At 38.9% G+C, this 17,963-nt stretch carries 12 protein-coding genes and 1 pseudogene; 11 read left to right on the top strand and 2 right to left on the bottom strand.

Translation table 11 applies throughout. The annotated features are described in order from the left end of the window. The first annotated feature begins 120 nt into the window (after window positions 1-120). The 7 genes from PSM36_RS14210 to PSM36_RS14180 all read left to right on the top strand — a co-directional run bounded on the left by PSM36_RS14210 (window position 121) and on the right by PSM36_RS14180 (window position 12,980). Window positions 121-3,477 carry a TonB-dependent receptor gene (locus tag PSM36_RS14210; RefSeq protein ID WP_161947581.1) on the top strand — a complete coding sequence of 1,119 codons (3,357 nt, stop codon included), beginning with the start codon at window positions 121-123 and terminating at the stop codon, window positions 3,475-3,477. A gap of 21 nt (window positions 3,478-3,498) precedes the next feature. Continuing rightward, window positions 3,499-5,157, top strand: coding sequence for a RagB/SusD family nutrient uptake outer membrane protein (locus PSM36_RS14205; protein WP_083711074.1), 1,659 nt, complete (start codon window positions 3,499-3,501; stop codon window positions 5,155-5,157). An 82-nt stretch (window positions 5,158-5,239) separates the two neighbouring features. Further along, complete coding sequence (locus PSM36_RS14200) at window positions 5,240-6,727, top strand: FAD-dependent oxidoreductase (RefSeq protein ID WP_076931473.1); 1,488 nt, start codon at window positions 5,240-5,242, stop codon at window positions 6,725-6,727. After that, on the top strand, window positions 6,724-8,004 hold the full coding sequence (locus PSM36_RS14195) for an MFS transporter (RefSeq protein ID WP_076931472.1): 1,281 nt from the start codon (window positions 6,724-6,726) through the stop codon (window positions 8,002-8,004). The genes PSM36_RS14200 and PSM36_RS14195 overlap by 4 nt, the downstream gene beginning before the upstream one ends. 13 nt (window positions 8,005-8,017) lie before the next feature. Further along, window positions 8,018-9,625, top strand: coding sequence for an alpha-L-arabinofuranosidase C-terminal domain-containing protein (locus PSM36_RS14190; protein WP_076931471.1), 1,608 nt, complete (start codon window positions 8,018-8,020; stop codon window positions 9,623-9,625). After that, window positions 9,609-11,240, top strand: a complete 1,632-nt coding sequence (locus PSM36_RS14185) for an alpha-L-arabinofuranosidase C-terminal domain-containing protein (protein WP_154671036.1) — start codon at window positions 9,609-9,611, stop codon at window positions 11,238-11,240. Before PSM36_RS14190 ends, PSM36_RS14185 begins: the two co-directional genes overlap by 17 nt. A gap of 171 nt (window positions 11,241-11,411) precedes the next feature. Then, the gene (locus PSM36_RS14180; RefSeq protein WP_076931468.1) at window positions 11,412-12,980 is read left to right on the top strand and encodes a sulfatase family protein; all 1,569 of its coding nucleotides are present in this window, start codon (window positions 11,412-11,414) and stop codon (window positions 12,978-12,980) included. 115 nt (window positions 12,981-13,095) lie between these two features. Here PSM36_RS14180 and PSM36_RS14175 read toward each other — a convergent pair. Continuing rightward, window positions 13,096-13,668: pseudogene (locus PSM36_RS14175) on the bottom strand (acyltransferase family protein); the annotation flags it as partial. Window positions 13,669-13,987: 319 nt separating this feature from the next. Here PSM36_RS14175 and PSM36_RS14170 point away from each other — a divergent pair. The 4 genes from PSM36_RS14170 (at window position 13,988) to PSM36_RS14150 (ending at window position 16,863) form a co-directional block, all read left to right on the top strand. Further along, complete coding sequence (locus PSM36_RS14170) at window positions 13,988-14,161, top strand: histone H1 (protein WP_076931466.1); 174 nt, start codon at window positions 13,988-13,990, stop codon at window positions 14,159-14,161. Window positions 14,162-14,444: 283 nt separating this feature from the next. Further along, window positions 14,445-15,488, top strand: a complete 1,044-nt coding sequence (locus tag PSM36_RS14160; RefSeq protein WP_076932288.1) for a bifunctional transcriptional activator/DNA repair enzyme AdaA — start codon at window positions 14,445-14,447, stop codon at window positions 15,486-15,488. Window positions 15,489-15,492: 4 nt separating this feature from the next. Continuing rightward, entirely contained in the window at window positions 15,493-16,266 is a 774-nt protein-coding gene (locus PSM36_RS14155; protein WP_076931462.1) for a sulfite exporter TauE/SafE family protein, read from the top strand. Between the two features lie 267 nt (window positions 16,267-16,533). Beyond that, on the top strand, window positions 16,534-16,863 hold the full coding sequence (locus tag PSM36_RS14150) for an RNA polymerase sigma factor (RefSeq protein WP_232001465.1): 330 nt from the start codon (window positions 16,534-16,536) through the stop codon (window positions 16,861-16,863). A gap of 42 nt (window positions 16,864-16,905) precedes the next feature. On the opposite strand, the gene PSM36_RS14145 is transcribed toward PSM36_RS14150, so the two are convergent. After that, window positions 16,906-17,739 carry a hypothetical protein gene (locus PSM36_RS14145; RefSeq protein WP_076931460.1) on the bottom strand — a complete coding sequence of 278 codons (834 nt, stop codon included), beginning with the start codon at window positions 17,737-17,739 and terminating at the stop codon, window positions 16,906-16,908. Between the last annotated feature and the right edge of the window lie 224 nt (window positions 17,740-17,963).

Here is a 17,963-nt window from a genome sequence, read left to right as displayed (position 1 = left end):
GAGCCGGAAGATATGGGCCTATCATCCGACTCGTTAAGTTTTCAATTTATTAATCCAGCCAATAACCATAAAATCCTGTCAGATCCGGTTAGAGGCTACAAATTAAAAACAAACAAATGTATGAAAAATTGTAGACCTGGAATACCTATTCCTAAATTTTTATTGTTTATTATGAGAGTAACCTTCTTATTATTTGTGATTGGTGTTTTTCAAATCTATGCGATTGACTCTTACGCTCAGAAAACGCAACTGACAATCCATGAAAATGAAATTGAATTGGGAGAACTTTTCAGTAAAATTGAGAAACAGACCGATTTTTACTTTTTCTATAGCAATGATCAGATTAATAAACATCTGAAAGTATCGATAAGTGTAGTAGACAAGACAATATTCGAAATTTTGGATCTCGTATTGAATAATACTGATATAACTTATCAGGTGAATAATAAGGCGATCATATTGAATACTGACAATAGACCGTTTTCACAAACTCAACAACAAGCCAAGCGACAAATAACCGGCACGGTTAAAGATGAGCGAGGGGAAGCGATTATAGGTGCAAATATCATCGAAAAGGGGATGAATAATGGGGTTATAACAGACATAGATGGACAGTTTATTATTTCAGTTGGTAATGATGCTGTTCTGCAAGTATCCTATATTGGATATCTGACACAAGAGATAACAGTAGGAACCCAAAATTCGGTTTCAATTGTCTTGATAGAGGATCTCAAAACTTTGGAAGAGGTTGTAGTAGTAGGATATGGTACGCAAAAACGAGTGAATCTTACGGGTTCTGTCGCTTCTGTGAGTAGTGAAGTGTTGACTAAACGTCAGGTGGGGCAGACTTCTTTGGCTCTACAAGGTGTTGCACCCGGGGTTACCATTATGCAACGGTCCGGACAACCCGGGTTGGATGCTGGAGATATAAAGATCAGGGGAATTGGAACATTAAATAACTCTAATCCTTTAATTTTGGTAGATGGACTTGAAATGGGGATAAATAATATTGATGTTTCAACAATTGAATCAATCTCGGTTTTGAAAGATGCAGCCTCTTCTTCCATCTATGGATCTAAAGCCGCTAATGGAGTTATTTTGATTACCACTAAACGTGCGTCAGAGGGGAAGTTTAATATTTCATATAGTGGGTACGTTGCTCAACAAACTCCGACAAATCTTCCTGATAAGGTAAACGCACTTGATCATATACTCCTTTTAAATGAGTCTAAGATTAATGCCGGTGCGGGAGTAGTGTATACAGAAGAGCAAATTAAAAATTGGAGAGAAAAGGGACCCAATGACAGAGATAATTACCCGGATACAGATTGGCAAAAAGAGATCTTAAGAGGAAATGGATTACAACAGAATCACAGTTTGACACTAACCGGGGGAACGGACAAATTGAAAGTGCTAGCATCTTTAGGGTATTTGAAACAGGATGGTATAATTGATAAAGTTAATTTTGAACGAATTTCCATCCGATTAAATACGGACTTTATTTTTACTAAAAATTTTTCCTCTTCATTAGATTTGTTTCTTTATAATTCTAATCGGAATTCTGTCGCTAGGTATAATAGTAATTCAGGAAATTCATCGGGAATAGGATATATTTTCTTCTTAATGAATAAGTTACCTGCTGTTCAGGCCATGAAATACTCAAATGGTAATTATGCAGAAGGACAAAATGGAGAGAATCCTGTTGCCAGTATATATGAGGGGGGATTTACGAATGAAAAATCCACTCCGGTTACAGGGAATTTTTCATTCAAGTGGGAACCTTATAAGGATTTCTGGATGCAGACAGCTTTTTCACCTTCAATCTCATATCCTTTGTCCAGAAGTTTTGTCAGACAGGTGACAACATATAATCCAGATGGGAGTATTTTTTCACAACTCCCGAGTAAATCGAATTTGACAGAAGAGTCGACTTATAACAGATATCTTCAATCCAGAACTACAGCCAATTATCATAAGTCAATTAATCATCATACAATCTCAGCTTTAGCGGGGTTTCAATATGAGTCTAATTACTATTCAGGTTTTAATGCCTTTAGAGATGATTTCCCATTCCCTGAGTATTCCGTATTACAATCCGGTTCCGTTGAAAATATGAGAAATGATGGATGGGCAGGGGAGAATGTCCTTGTTTCCTGGTTTGGACGAGTTAATTATGATTATAAGAGTAAATATTTGCTGGAAGCAAACATACGATATGATGGCTCTTCCAAATTTGCAAAAGGTAAAAAATGGGGGGCTTTCCCATCTTTCTCTGCCGGTTGGAGGCTATCGGAAGAAACATTTTGGGATAATTTTAGGGAAAATGTATCCAATGTTAAAGTAAGAGGCTCATGGGGTACCTTGGGAAATCAAAACATAGGAAATGATTATCCCTTTTCTTCTAATATTGATATGGGTACAAAATATATTTCAGGTGATAAACTGATAGATGGGGCAGCTCTTTTAACTATGAATAATCCCGATATTACGTGGGAAACAACCACAATGACAAATATAGGATTGGATTTGAGTTTTTGGAGCAAGCTGCATATAACTTTCGATTGGTTTCATAAAAAAACAAACGATATATTGATGCGTTTGGATATTCCCCGTACAATGGGATTGGAGCCTACTTTTCAAAATGCCGGAGTTGTTGAAAATAAAGGATACGATTTGAATATTATTTATATGGACAAAATTGGAGATTTTGATTTTGATATATCATTCAATATTTCTGATGTGAGGAACAAAATTACGGATTTGAAAGGAATTAACGGAACAGGTCTTGTAACCAACCGAGAAGGATATGCTATCAACTCTTTATATATGAGAAAAAGCTTAGGAATCTTGACGGGAGAAGATTTTAATAGTGATGGTTCGTATAAATGGGAGCGCCAGGGACGTTCTTTAGCCCCGGGTGATTTAAGATATGCCAATTTGAATGATGATGATATTGTAAATGCTGACGATAGAGAAGTTTTAGGCTCTACAATTCCTCGTTATACCTATGGGCTCAATTTTAGTGGACGTTATAAAGGGTTTGATTTGAATCTATTACTTCAAGGAGTAGGTAAAGTTGACGGATATTTGTCTGCGATAGCTATGTATCCGTTCTGGTCGGGTGGAACTGCTTTTACGATACACAAAGATCGTTGGACTGAAGAGAATCAGAATGTTCACGCAGCTTTCCCGCGTTTATATTTTTATGATTCTGCAAACAATTACCTTGATTCGGATTTCTATATGAAAAGTGCAGCCTATTTAAGAGTAAAGAATATCCAATTAGGTTATAAAGTACCTACATCAATTTCTGGACGTGCATTAATGGAGCATTTGCGATTTTATGTTTCCGGAGAAAATTTATTCACTTTTACTAATTTTTGGAAAGGATGGGATCCGGAAGTTTCCCCCGCTTCAGGTGGAGCATATTATCCACAGGTAAAGACCATAAGTGTAGGTGTAGATATCAGGTTTTAATTATTACAGACAGATAATATTATGAAAACAAATAGAAAAATATTAAGCATATTCATATTGTGTTCCTTGTTGTTTGTCTCTTGCGAGAACACCTTGGAAAAATATCCATTGAATTATCCTTCAACGGAAACATTTCTTCGAACTGAAATTGAGATTCAGATGGCTATCGTAGGAATACATTCACCTTTCCATTTGTATAATGATCAGATTCCTTTTATGATTTACTATGATACAGGATCTGATATCTCATCAGACAGAGATGTCAAACCCGAGCAAATATATCAAAATACTACGGCTTGGCAATTAAGAGATATTTGGGTAAATATGTACAAAAGTATTAGTCGATGTAATTTTATATTGGAAAATATTGATAGGGCAAGTGGTAATGTCTCAGCGGATAAGATAGATAGGTATAAGGCAGAAGCCAAAGTATTGAGGGCTTACTGTTACCTCACTCTTACTTCTATATTTGGAGATGTGCCATTGATTGACCGTACGTTATCATTAGAAGAAGCATATGTCAGCAGAGATCCGATAGAAAAAGTTGTAGATTTTATCCTTTCCCAATGCGATGAAGCTGCTCAGTATTTACAACAGGAAAATCAGCCTAATACTATGGCGATAACAAAGGGATTTGCATGGGCTGTAAAAGCACGTACAGCTTTGTACAATGAACGTTGGCAGGATGCCATTGACGCTTGTGAAAAAATAATGCAACTTGAAGGTATTGAATATATTCTGGAACCTAATTATGGTGATATTACCATGTTAAAAGGAAAAACATCCAAAGAAATTATATGGGCAATTCAATTTAATCAGGACGATAAAAGTCAGGGAATGCCTAGTCGTATGAAATCCAGATTGGCGGGTGGATTTTCAAATAAAATGCCGGTACAGGCTTTGGTGGATTCTTATGAATGTATCGACGGACTATCCATTGATAAATCTCCATTATATGATCCGAAAAACCCTTGGAAAAATAGGGATCCACGGCTTGACCATACTGTTGCTTTACCCGGTAGTAGATACTTCGGTTATCAATTTGAGACTGACAAAGACAGTATTCAATGTTGGGACTATAATCAATCCCCGGCAGTGCGGATTGCCAATCTGGATGCAACACACGCCTATGCAAGTTTTTCAGGATATTGTTGGAGAAAGTATTGCGATCCGCTTGAATCACGGACTGACGGAGCTTCTTCTATTAATGCTATCGCATTTCGTTATGCAGACATTCTTTTAATGTATGCAGAAGCGAAAATAGAGGCAAACCAACTGGATGATTCCGTGTACGAGTCGATTAATAAAGTCCGTGGAAGAGTCAATATGCCAGAAATAACCAAAGGTAAAAATCAACAAGAACTTCGTTCTGTAATTAGAAAAGAACGTAAATATGAATTGGCTGGAGAAGGACTTAGATTATTTGATATTCGTCGATGGAAAATAGCCGATAGGCTGATGAATGGTATGTGTTATGGGCGATTCCCTACAGGATACCCCACAGCAGCTCCTTATATCGATGAATATGGTAATCCAGATTATACAAATTTTACAGAAAAGAATAAATTTGGCACAAAACTGGGTGCTCGCTACTTTGATCCCAATCGTGATTATCTTTCTCCTATCCCTGCGTCGGAACGTCAGGCAAATCCGAATCTGACACAAAATCAGGGATATTGATCACTTTTCCATATTTATAAACAAATGAGCTGTAATAGAGGAATTGCTATCTTCTATTACAGCCTTATAAAACACTGCTATAATGGAACATATTATAGAAAAACAAAGAGAAATTCCGATAATCGCAAGACCGGACGTTTTAGTTGCTGGAGGAGGTCCTGCAGGAATAGGTGCAGCAATTGCTGCTGCACGGTCGGGTGTTAAAACAATGCTTATCGAAAGATATGGATTTCCCGGCGGTAACTTGACTACGGCAATGGTAAACCCGTTTTTTACATTCCATGATGAAAATGGCAATCAGGTAATCCGTGGAATTGCCGAAGAATTTGTAGACCGTATGAAACAGGGGGGTGCTTCCTTAGGGCATGTAGCTGACTTGACTTTTGATAATGCGTCTATGACACCTTTCGATGCGGAAAGGGCAAAGATCATTCTTATCGAAATGTTGGAAGAAGCGGGTGTAGAACTGCTTTTTCATACATGGATAGTCGATGCGAATGTTGCCAATGGGGTTGTAGGATCGGTGATCATTGAAAATAAATCGGGACGTCAGGCTATTTGCCCCAAATATATTGTAGATTGTACAGGCGACGCCGATGTCGCAGCCTTTTCGGGTGTGCCTTTTGCAAAGGGAAAAGACGAAGATGGTTCTATGCAGCCGGCAACCCTCTATTTCAGGGTGGGCGGAGCTGATGTGGAGCAACTGCGTAATTGGATGAAAAAGAACAGGAACATACTGAAAGATTCTCCAAGTGATGAGCAAATTGATAAGCAAAAGGCAATTGCTTTCCTCGGGATGAACCAGATGGTGCAGGAAGCTAAAGATTCCGGGATGTTACATTCGGAGGTAGCCCCTCGTATCCTTATGTACGAACTACCCATCCCGGGGGTATTCTGCGTTAATACTACCCGTATACAGAATATCGATGGGACAAAGACTGCGGATATAACCCGGGCTGAAGTTGCTTTGCGAAAACAAGTATTAGAAGTACATGCATTTCTTCAAAAGTATATTGGAGGTTTCGAGAGCTCATACATTCTTGATAGCGGTATCCAAGTCGGAATCCGTGAAACCAGGAGAATAGCCGGTGATTATGTATTGACTGAACAGGAGGTTTTGAACAGTGCTTCGTTTGAAGACGGTATAGCCTGTGGAACTTTTGCCATAGATATCCATCCTCCGCATGGAAAAAAGCAAATCTTCACAGGTTCCGGGAAATCGGTATATGAGATTCCTTACCGTTGCCTGATCCCCAAAAATCTGAAGAACCTGTTGGTTGCAGGACGACCCATCTCCGCAACACATATTGCGCATGGCTCCATTCGTGTAATGGCTACCTGTACGGCGATGGGGCAAGCTGCCGGTGTCGCCGTTGCAATGGCATGCCATAATAAATGTGGCACGCGTGAAATTAATATTAAACAATTAAGAAAAGAACTGGTAGAACAAGGACAATATCTGCTGAATGAAAATATAGGGGAGATGGTCGATCCCGATTTGATATTAGATTCAGAAAATAGTGATGGACGGCAAGCAGAACATTATAACCCTTTTAGGACGAAAAAATGAAGAGAGTTTATTTTGACAATGGAAATCTGAGATGGAAAATTGCACTTTTGCTATGTTTGGCTTCAGGTCTAAATGCTTTGGACAGGAATGCTTTTGCGATCTTGGCATCAACGATTCAAGGGGAGTTTAACTGGTCGGATATTGATTATGCCAATCTTACTTCGGTTTTTGTATTTAGTTATACATTGATGTATGCCCTCAGCGGTAAGATTATAGACAGGATAGGTACAAGAAAAGGTTTTGGTATAGCTGTGGGAAGCTGGTCATTTGTTGCAGCGATGCATGCCGTGGTACATTCTTTGGCACAATTCTCAATAGTCCGATTCTTTCTGGGAATTACCGAATCCGCAAATTTCCCTGCAGGAGTAAAAGCTTCAACCGAATGGTTTCCTTTAAAGGAAAGGGCGTTGGCAATAGGCATATTTAATGCAGGTACAGCCATCGGTGCTGCTGTAGCTGTACCGTTAGTCTCTTTCCTTGCGTTAGCTTTTGGATGGAGGATTGCCTTTTTAGCAACTGGGATACTGGGTTTTGTTTGGCTGTTTTTTTGGTTAAGGAATTATCATAGGCCGCAAGATCATCCTAATATTACACAGGAGGAAAAGGAATATATCCTCCAGGATGATACTCCTAAAACCGAAAGAGAGGGAGAGGAAAAAATAAAACTAAAGGACTTGCTTAAAAAGAAAGAAACCTGGGGATGTTTTTCTGCGAGAATTTTTATTGACCCGGTTACCTATTTTCTGCTTTTTTGGATACCGAAATATCTGCAAGACGTACAAGGTCTATCTTTGAAAGAGTTGGGTTTCGCCGCCTGGTTACCCTATACGGCAATGGGACTAGGGACAATACTTGGAGGCTATATTCCTAAATTGTTAATTGAAAGGCGGGGATGGACATTGAACAAATCAAGAAAAACAGTTATGGTCACAGCTTCTGTTCTCATTCCTCTGTTGTGTTTCTTCTTGTTTTCGGGAGCAAATCCCATCGTCGCTGTATTACTTATATCAGGGATTATGTTGTCACATGGACTCTGGGCAAACATCACTATACCTTCGGAAATTTATCCCAAACAAGTACAGGCAACCCTGACGGGTATAGGCGGTACACTGGGTGGTATAACAGGTGTTATCTCCCAGCAAGTGATAGGGAGTACGATAACCTCACATTCCTACATGCCCATATTTATGTATATCGGAGGTGCCTATCTTATTAGTTTCTTTTGTGTACAATTACTGGTAGGCAAACTGGGAGTCATCAGAAATTTTAATAATTAAAACAATTTGTAAAATGAATTTAGTAAAAAATAAATCTTTGTTTCTCTGTTTGTTATTTTGTATTCCTCTGTCGGTTATATACGCACAAAAAACAGACAAACACCCTACGACAGTATCAATAGTAATTCCGGATAATCCGGTGTCCATAGATCCCATGATTTATGGACAAATGCTGGAAGATTGTAATGATAAAATTATTTATGGAGGGCTTATAAATGAGGATGGTACAGAAAACAGTAAAGTAAATGAACTATTGAAACCACTCGATATGCCGGTGATGAGGTGGCCGGGTGGTACCTACGTTCATGAATATGATTGGAAGAAGGGGATTGGCCCGAAAGAAGAGAGACCTGTCGTGGATGAATTTGCATGGAAAGGGATAGAAACCCACCAATTTGGCACAGATGAATTTTTACAATGGTGCAAAAAAATTGGGACAGAACCCTATATAAACTTCAATATGGGAAATGATCCCGTATATGGGGCATCGTTGGGAGATGCTTTGAGTTGGATCGAATATGTAAACGGTTCGACTGAAACCACTTTTGGAAAGAAAAGAGCACTCTACGGACATGAAGAACCTTACGGAGTAAAATATTGGGGAATAGGAAATGAAAATTATGGTCCGTGGGGAAGACATACAGAAGAAACCGCCAAACAATACGCAGATAGGCTTCACAGATGGGCTAGTGCTATTCGTTATCAATACCCGGAACTACAGTTACTAGGAGTGGGTCATACTTACCATTGGAACGATACTGTTTTACAGAGAAATGGAAAACTAATTGATTTTCTTACGAAACATTTTTATATGGGTGCAAAGGTTAGAGATGAAAGACTTCAAGATCCGGAGCATACATTATTTTCACCGGCTAAGGTAGAAATTCATCTTCAAAAGAATGCAGAATTGTTAAATGCAATCAATAATCAATACGGGCGCACAGACAGCCCTATACGATTCAGTATTGACGAGTGGAATTGTCGTCATTCTGTATTTGATGGAGAAAAATATGTCTTTACGAGAAATGATCCCAGAAGATTATTCGATATCGTAACAATAGCTGGGATGTTAAATGTTTTTATTCGACAGAGTCCGTATGTAGGAATGGCAAATTATATATTTCCGGTAAATGGTCACGGTATGATTAAAACTGTTGGGAACGAGGATGCATATAAGACCCCGATCTATTATATTTTCGAATTATACCGGAAATATATGACTGGGAAAAAGTTGGATTTAAATATAAAGGGTACAGAAATTTCTATGCCTGTTAATAAATTGTCTGTTGCCGGAGATATAAGTAAAGATCTTAATACAGGTAGTATAATATTGAATTATATAGATGGGACAGCTGTAATGTCAGAGGATGGTGTTATGCATATTGCATTGATTAATCGCTCCCATCTTCGTGAACAAGAAGTTAAAATAAAGGCCCCTGATGGTTATGTCCCTGTTACAATGTGGAAAATTCAGGGTAGCGATATCAATGCAGTGAACTCGGAAAATGAGAGGGACAATATTTCTCCACAAGTAGTAAGTCTTTCGGGAAAAAAATTGAATTCGACTATTACAATATCCCCCTGTGGATTTATTATGGTTAAATATGAAAGCATTAAATAAAGGCATAAATAATATGACAATAGAAAAGATTGTAATTATCTTTATATGTGTCGCATGTTTTTCCCCGAGTTTTGCAACTAATAAGAAAACAGTAGTACATGTGACAAAGGTATCAGTTGAAATCCCTGACAACCCGGAGACTGTTGATCCGATGATTTATGGGCAAATGTTGGAAGATTGTAATGATAAAATAATATATGGAGGGTTACTTAATGAGAAAAATGAAGAAAATCCGGCAGTTTTTGAATTATTGAAATCACTTCAGATGCCAGTGGTCCGATGGCCTGCTGGTACATATATTCATGAATATGACTGGGAAAATGGTATTGGACCGAAAGAAAAACGACCAGTAATTAATTGTATCCGTTGGGGAGGAGTTGATACAAATCTTTTTGGAACGGATGAATTCCTTCAATGGTGTCAAAGAATAGGGACTGAACCTTATATCAATTTTAATATGAGTAATCATCCTGATTATGCCGCATCGTTGGGTGACGCGTTAAATTGGATTGAATATGTAAATGGTTCTTCCGAAACTGCATTTGGCATGAAGCGGATCGCCAATGGACATGCCGATCCCTATAATGTAAAGTATTGGTGTATAGGTAATGAAAACTATGGTTCTTATGGTATTCACAAAGCAGAAACGGCAGAATTCTATTCGCATAAGTTAAACCAATGGGCTTCTTGTTTCAAATCATTATATCCCGACTTGAGCCTTTTGGCGGTAGGGCATGTTTATGATTGGAATAAAAAAGTACTTGAAAAGAATGGTAATCTAATTGATTTTTTAACTATGCATTTTTATATGGGGGCAAAAATAAAAGAAGGGAAGCTGCAAGACCCACTTTACACTATTTTTTCCCCGGTAAAAGCCGAAATGCAAATCTCAAAGAATGCGATTCTTTTCGATAAGGTGAACAGGCTGTTCGATCGAATAGATAATCCCATACGATTAAGCATTGATGAATGGAATTGTAGGCACTCTGTTTTTGAGAATGAGAAATATTCTTTCACCAGAAATGATACTAGGCGATTGTTTGATGTAGTGACAACAGCCGGGATGTTAAATGTTTTTATTCGACAGAGTCCATATGTAGGAATGGCCAATTATATATTTCCTGTAAATGGGCATGGATTAGTTCGATCTGTTGGAGATGAAGATGCTTATAAAAGTACGATTTATCATGTTTTCGATCTTTACCGGAAGCATATGTCCGGAGAAAAAATGAATATCTACATAGACGGACCTAAAGTAACTTTGCCAGTTCAAGAATTAGCTATTGGAGGTAATTTCGATAATGAACTCTTAACTGAGGATGTTGATGTGGCTTACATTGATGGCGTAGCTGTGAGAACTGATGATAATGTTATTAATCTTGTATTGATAAACCGTTCACATCTCAAGAAACAGGAAATCAAAATAGAGATGCCTGGAGGTTATGTGCCTGTTACAATGTGGAAAATCGAGAATGATGATATTAATGCTGGGAATTCGGAAGATATGAGGGAACATATATCTCCACAAATGATAAATCTGTCCAGAAAACATTTGAATTCGAAAATCATTATATCCCCATGTGGGTTCATTCTTATTCAATATAAGAAAGGATAATTTAGATGTTTATTGGCTGGTTTTTTTAGAGTTAACGTAGCAATGGGTCATAGACCTGTTTAAATTATTTTATATCTTTGTTCCAATCAATGGCGTGGATAAATTAATTAATTAATTAATACAACGATGTTGGTGCATAATTTTTAAATCTGGATCAGAAAGAAACATATTATGACAGACAAATTCGATAGGAAAACATTTGCAGGAATATCAGTTTCGATCTTTGTATTATTCCCTGTAATTGGGCAAGAGATTCTCCAAAATCCCAACGTCATTATCATTATGGCAGATCAGCTGCGAGTCGATTTAATGCGACGTGAAGGATATCCGTTAAATACGATGCCTTTCGTCGATAGTCTGGCTGGACAAGGAACTTGGTTTAACCGAGCATATACAGCTGCTCCTGCAAGTGGTCCCGCCCGAGTCTCTATGTTGACGGGAAGATTCCCCAGTGCGACACACGTGCGATCCAACCACAATCTTAGAGATGCCTTTTATACGAAAGATCTCTTTGATGTGGCCAGGGAACAAGGTTATGTGACAGCACTGATCGGGAAGAATCATTCTCATCTTTCTCCCGACCGTGTAGACTATTGGAGTCCTTATAATCATGATGGGCAGGATTCGGAAAATAAGAGCGAGATCGGCAAAGCATTCGATGAATATTTGAAAACACTTGATATGTATGCTGATATGAAACCTGCTCCCTATGGAATAGAGGGACAGTTGCCTTATCGGATGGTCGACGATGCTACCCAATGGATCGGTTCACTGTCGGATAAACCTTTTTTAATATGGTTTTCCATTGCGGAGCCGCATAATCCATATCAGACGTGTGAACCCTATTATTCCATGTTTCCACCTGAATCATTGCCTCTGATGCGGAGCAGTGCGGACGATATGAAGATAAAAGGGGAAGAATATCTCCTGCTTTCGGAGATGATGGCGCAAGGGCATGTCGGTTATCAGGAGAACTTGCAGCGGCTGCGTTCCATCTACCATGGGATGTTGCGGATGATAGACGACCAACTGGCCCGTTTTATAGGCGAGTTGAAAGAGAAAGGGGTGTATGATAATACGATTATCCTGTTTCTTGCCGACCACGGCGATTATGTGGGAGAGTATGGTCTGATGAAGAAAGGGGTAGGGCTGGATGATGCTATTGCCCGTATCCCCATGCAATGGGTTGGTCCGGGAATAAAGGCCTCGGCAGTGCCACATGACGGACATGTGAGTATCATCGATATTTTTCCCACGATTTGTGAAGTGATGGGTGCCGATATTCCGATGGGCGTACAAGGACGTAGCTTATGGCCACTGTTGCAGGGAAAAGACTACCCCGAAAAAGAGTTTGAGAGCGTGATGGTTCAGGATGGATTTGGTGGAATGTATTATACCCGGGATGACACTACCGACTATCAGGAAGAAGGTGCTGTCGGTAAAAAAGGATTATTTTTTGACGAACTGAACACATGGACACAAAGTGGTACCATACGTATGCTTCGCAAAGGTGATTGGAAATTGGTATATGATATGGATGGAAATGGTCAGCTTTATAACCTGAAAGATGATCCATCCGAACTACTGGATAATCTCTTCGGGAGTCAGTCTTATAAGAGTATTAAAGATGAAATGGTAGAGAACTTACTGAGATGGGAGATATCTGTACAAGATCCCATTCCAGTCCCGAGACGTCGATATCGATTTAAAAGGAATGAACATAATTATTTATTCCGCTAATCAATCAAACATGGGAGTCATTATTTCTTTGAATATTAGCCTTTCAATTTTAGGAACTTGTTTGTGATATATCTTCTTACAGGTATATCAAAAAACTTTAGAGTGATATAAGCCAGGATAATGCTGCCAGTCCGTCTCCGGCCAGGAGAACTAACACTGTAAGAACTGTAGTAGAGAACTTACGGATGAATAGGGCATAGAGAATATTACCAATATATTCGAAGAACAAAGACCAACTCGGGCCATTCAAGGGGAACATTTCACCTATTCCTCGAACTTCAATCCCAGGTGTTGCCGGAATTAATAATGCGTTTAAGAGTTTGGCAATCAATAGGGCTCCGATAGTGACCGTGGATACATCCCATATAAAGCAACCATAATGGCGCCTATGATTGCCCCCCCATCACAACCATTGGATGGAGACGTATAAATCTACGTTTTGAGGAACTCTTTTGTTGTCATTTTTCCCCAGCGGTCGTCATAAGCATAGCCTGCCACAAATCCCGCGAGGATAAAGAAAAAATTGACAGCCATGATTGATCCTCTGGTCGATATGACTAGTAGCAAAAGCTTCAAATATATGGAAACATACAACCATAATTGCGGTTACTCCACGTAATCCGTCAAAAATATGAAAATACGGTTTTGTATCGGCAAACGCAGCTGTAGAAACTTGCAATTTGAGCATAAAATAAAAAACAATAGAGTGAATGTAGTTCGAAACAGAATAGCAAATAAAAAGGAAGCCGAAAGAGAAGCCTACTCGTTGAACTTTTTCGATGCGTATCTTTATGCCCTGCAAAAATATATAAAAAACAGAGATTTTTTGGAAAAATAACGATCTATATAATCTCCTTATGGCATGTTTACAGCCGAACTTTAAGCGTTGAAACGAGATAAAGGAGGAAATTTTCACAAGAAAATCAAATAAAAGTCCTGATAATTTTTGAGAAAAGCTTTGATCAATTACCTTTGCGGGGAATTTTATAAAAAATAAATAAAGAATTATGCAAACATTATTGACAAGCATCAACGAACAAATTGCGTTGTTCCAGGAAAATGCAAAACTTCAAACGGAGAACAACAACAAAGCTGCTGGTGCCCGTGCACGTAAAGCTTCGTTAGAATTGGAAAAACAACTGAAAGCTTTCCGTAAAGCATCGATCGAAGCTGCCAAGTAAGGTTGATCAAGTTCGATGAAGTTATATAGATTGTCCCTAACCGGGCAATCTTTTTTTATTTACTGTCGGACAATTGCCCCCCTCCAAAAAAAGCTAAATAAACGAGGTTGTCAATTTTTCGGTTGTATTTGGAATGGCAGAATCGTAACTTTACAGTTCGAATTTGCAATCAAACAAAATATGGCTGCTTATTTCCAGTATGGGGAAAAAGAAATTGTACATTTAAGAATAGACAGGGAGTTTCCCGCGATTCAAACGATTAATCTGATATAAAAAGATGGAAATGGAAAAAGAAGTGTTCTATAAAGCATTCCTTGAAAGGGATAGTTCTTTTGAGGGCGTATTCATTGTCGGAGTAAAAACAACAGGTATATTCTGCCGACCCACTTGTCCTGCCAGGCCTAAAATAGAAAACGTAGAGTTCTTCCCTTCTGCAAAAGAAGCCATGCTTAGCGGTTACAGACCTTGTAAAGTCTGTAAACCGTTGGAAAAATTGGGAAATCCGCCTGACGGCATTAAACAATTATTGAAATACATGGAAGAAAATCCTACGGTTAAAATAAAGGATGCCGATTTGCAGGAAATGGGATTAGAGCCAAATCAGGTACGCCGGTGGTTTTTGAAAAACTACAAGCAGACATTCCATGCCTACCAAAGAATGTACCGGGCGAACAGTGCCTTCCAACGTATCCAATCCGACCAGAATGTAACGGACGTTGCCTTTGATTCGGGTTATGATTCTTTGAGCGGGTTCAACAGTATGTTCAAAAATATTATCGGTACTTCTCCGCAAAAAAGTAAAGACAAGCGTGTAATCAACGTAACACATGTTGAAACCGATTTGGGACTGATGATTGCCGCCGCGACTGAGAAAGGTATCTGCATGTTTGAGTTTGCCGACTATAAATTGATAGATTTGGAATTAAGACAATTGGGAGAGGAATTCAATGCTCCGCTTATACAGGGCGACAATCCTCATTTTGACACGCTTCGAGAGCAATTAAATGAGTATTTCAGGGGAGAGCGAAAAGATTTCAATATCCCGCTGGACTTGGCAGGTACGGAATTTCAAAAGAAAGTGTGGCTTAGCTTGTTACAGATACCGTATGGTTGTACGACCACCTATGGAAAACAAGCAGAAGCTTTAGGGAAACCTTCTGCCGTAAGGGCTGTTGCCAATGCCAACGGTAAAAATAAAATCTCTATCATTCTGCCTTGCCATAGGGTTATCGGTGCTGATGGTACACTCACGGGATATGGCGGCGGAATGTGGAGAAAAAAGAAGTTATTGGAGTTTGAAAAAGAGAATATGACAACTTCCCATTAAAATCATGGAAATTATTATTATCTCATTATGCGCATTTCTTGTCGCCATCCTTACTTTCTTTTCGGGTTTCGGGCTTGGAACAATCCTTACACCCGTTTTTATGGTTTTTTTCCCTGTCGATCTGGCTATAGCCCTTACAGGAATAGTCCATTTCTTCAATAATATCTTTAAGTTGTTACTTGTCGGCAAGCATGCCAATAAGGAAGTATTGCTCCGTTTCGGTATTCCCGCCATAATAGGTGCTTTTATCGGAGCCTGGTTGCTGTTGAATATTTCCGACCTGAAACCTCTTTTCATTTACGAGGCTTTTGGAAAGATAATCGAGGTCTATCCTGTAAAATTCATCATTTCCGTTTTGCTTATTATTTTTGCAAGTCTTGATTTAATACCTTATTTCGGAAAATTACAGTTTGGGAAAGACAAACTTCCCATCGGCGGGGCTTTGAGCGGATTCTTTGGCGGACTATCGGGGAATCAAGGAGCTTTGCGCAGCGCTTTCCTTATTAAAGCGGGCCTCTCCAAAGAAGCATTTGTTGCGACTGCCGTTGTTGTGTCGACTTTTGTCGATTTTACCCGCCTGAGTGTATATGCTACACGATTTACCCAATCGGGATTGGTTGACAATCTGCCTTTGGTTATTAGCGCCACACTTGCGGGAATCGCCGGGGCATATATCGGAAACAAGCTTTTGAAAAAAATCACATTGAAGTTTTTGCAGGTAACTATTGCGATCATGCTGATCATTGTATCATTGGCTTTGGGAGCCGGACTGATTTAATAAAAAAACATTATTTTCTATGGCGAAATTTCCACCAAGCCGGTGGAAATTCACAAATATCATGAAATCAGGACTCTATGATTCATCACCAAACTGGTGACGAATTAGAAATGATGCAAAATGGCGTATACCGGAAATAAACATCAATCTAAACACGCAAGAATATGGTATAGATGTATATTGTAATTACATAATCTATAAATTTCAGAAGTGCCTTGTAATATTTTGGCCAAGTTATCCGACTAACCATTTAAAAAGAGTCAGGACATGGAAAAAGAGTTTATCGAATTGATTAATACACATCATGGAATATTATGGAAAATCTGTAATGTCTATTTTTACGGTAGTTCCTACAAAGAAGATTATTATCAGGAAATACTCATCCGGTTATGGAAAGCCTTTCCTAATTTTAAAGGGCAATCGGCTTTTTCCACATGGATGTACCGTGTCGCCTTGAATGCTGCCATTGATATTCTTCGCAAGCTAAACGTTCGGCCGGAATGTGTCGGGCTGATTAGATACCAGCACAACAGGAGGTACAAAGATATGTATACTAACCTGAATCAATCAACTGATTTTTTCAACAACTATTTTTAAGTTGGTTAAAACGAAACACCCGACTAACATATCAACCTATTCTCAATGTTCTTTCAGTTGTTTTAGGTATTTGTCAATGGTTTCCGAACCGATGGGCGGTGTGATCTTGATTTCGGAATTTGCCGTGGATAGATCGGACTGTTTGAGTGGTCTGCTCTTTCCCGATGAAAGGAAAAGGCTGTTTTTATCTATAACCGATTGCCAGTTGCGTGTGATCAGGCTGCGGTCGTCCAATGCCGAGAAGAAATAGGCCAGCAGGCGGTTATTGCGTGCCTTTAATGGTTGTGAAAGGTTACAGGCAAATATATTTTCAAGTGTCTGGCTTGTGATATTCTCGGGAAACATACGTACATCGTTAAGGCATTCGGCCAATAATTCGATTTGTGCCGGATTGAGTTGGTGTTCAAAAGTGGATTTTTCTTCCTTTGGAACGTCTGCCGTTATTTCTTCGGGTAACTTGGATTGAAGGAATGCGATATATTCAGTAAGATAGATGGATGAGATGATACCGGAGAAATAGGGTAACTGCCTGTCATATATTTCGGGATCGTCATTCAGCCTGTCATGGCTTAAACTGATATTTTCGGAATTGTGGTACTTTTTCCTTTCATCGGGAGAAATGGATTCGATAAAGGTGCTTTCCCAGAGGACATTCTTCAAGTCGGGGAAATTGGTAATGACGTGAAGCATGGGGGCTTTTTCATGTAACGCTACCAGTTCACATGATGCCTTATAAATTTCTTCACGGATATGCGTGTGTAGGATCTCATCATCCCAATATTCGGATTTCAACTCAAAAAGGTCGGTTGATTTTTTCAACCGTGATGAAGTAAATTCATTGATGAAACGTTGCAAGCGGGTGAAGATTGATTCCATATCATAATTCCTGAAGTGATGTATTGCAAAAAATAAGGATAAAAGGGAAAATATAGGCAGAAACAGTGGAAAAGAGTGTTTAATAAAGTATCCAATAGATATAGACAAACAGTTGAAGACATGAAAGGGAACCGGTTAAGTTTCCTGATTAAACGAATAAACGTCATTTTTTTAATAGAAAACAAGAAAAAAACAGCTTAACTATAAAATAAATGACTATTTTT

Origin of the sequence: Proteiniphilum saccharofermentans, from assembly GCF_900095135.1 — a bacterium.
Lineage (GTDB): Bacteria > Bacteroidota > Bacteroidia > Bacteroidales > Dysgonomonadaceae > Proteiniphilum > Proteiniphilum saccharofermentans.
This window is presented reverse-complemented; position numbering and strand designations above follow the sequence as displayed.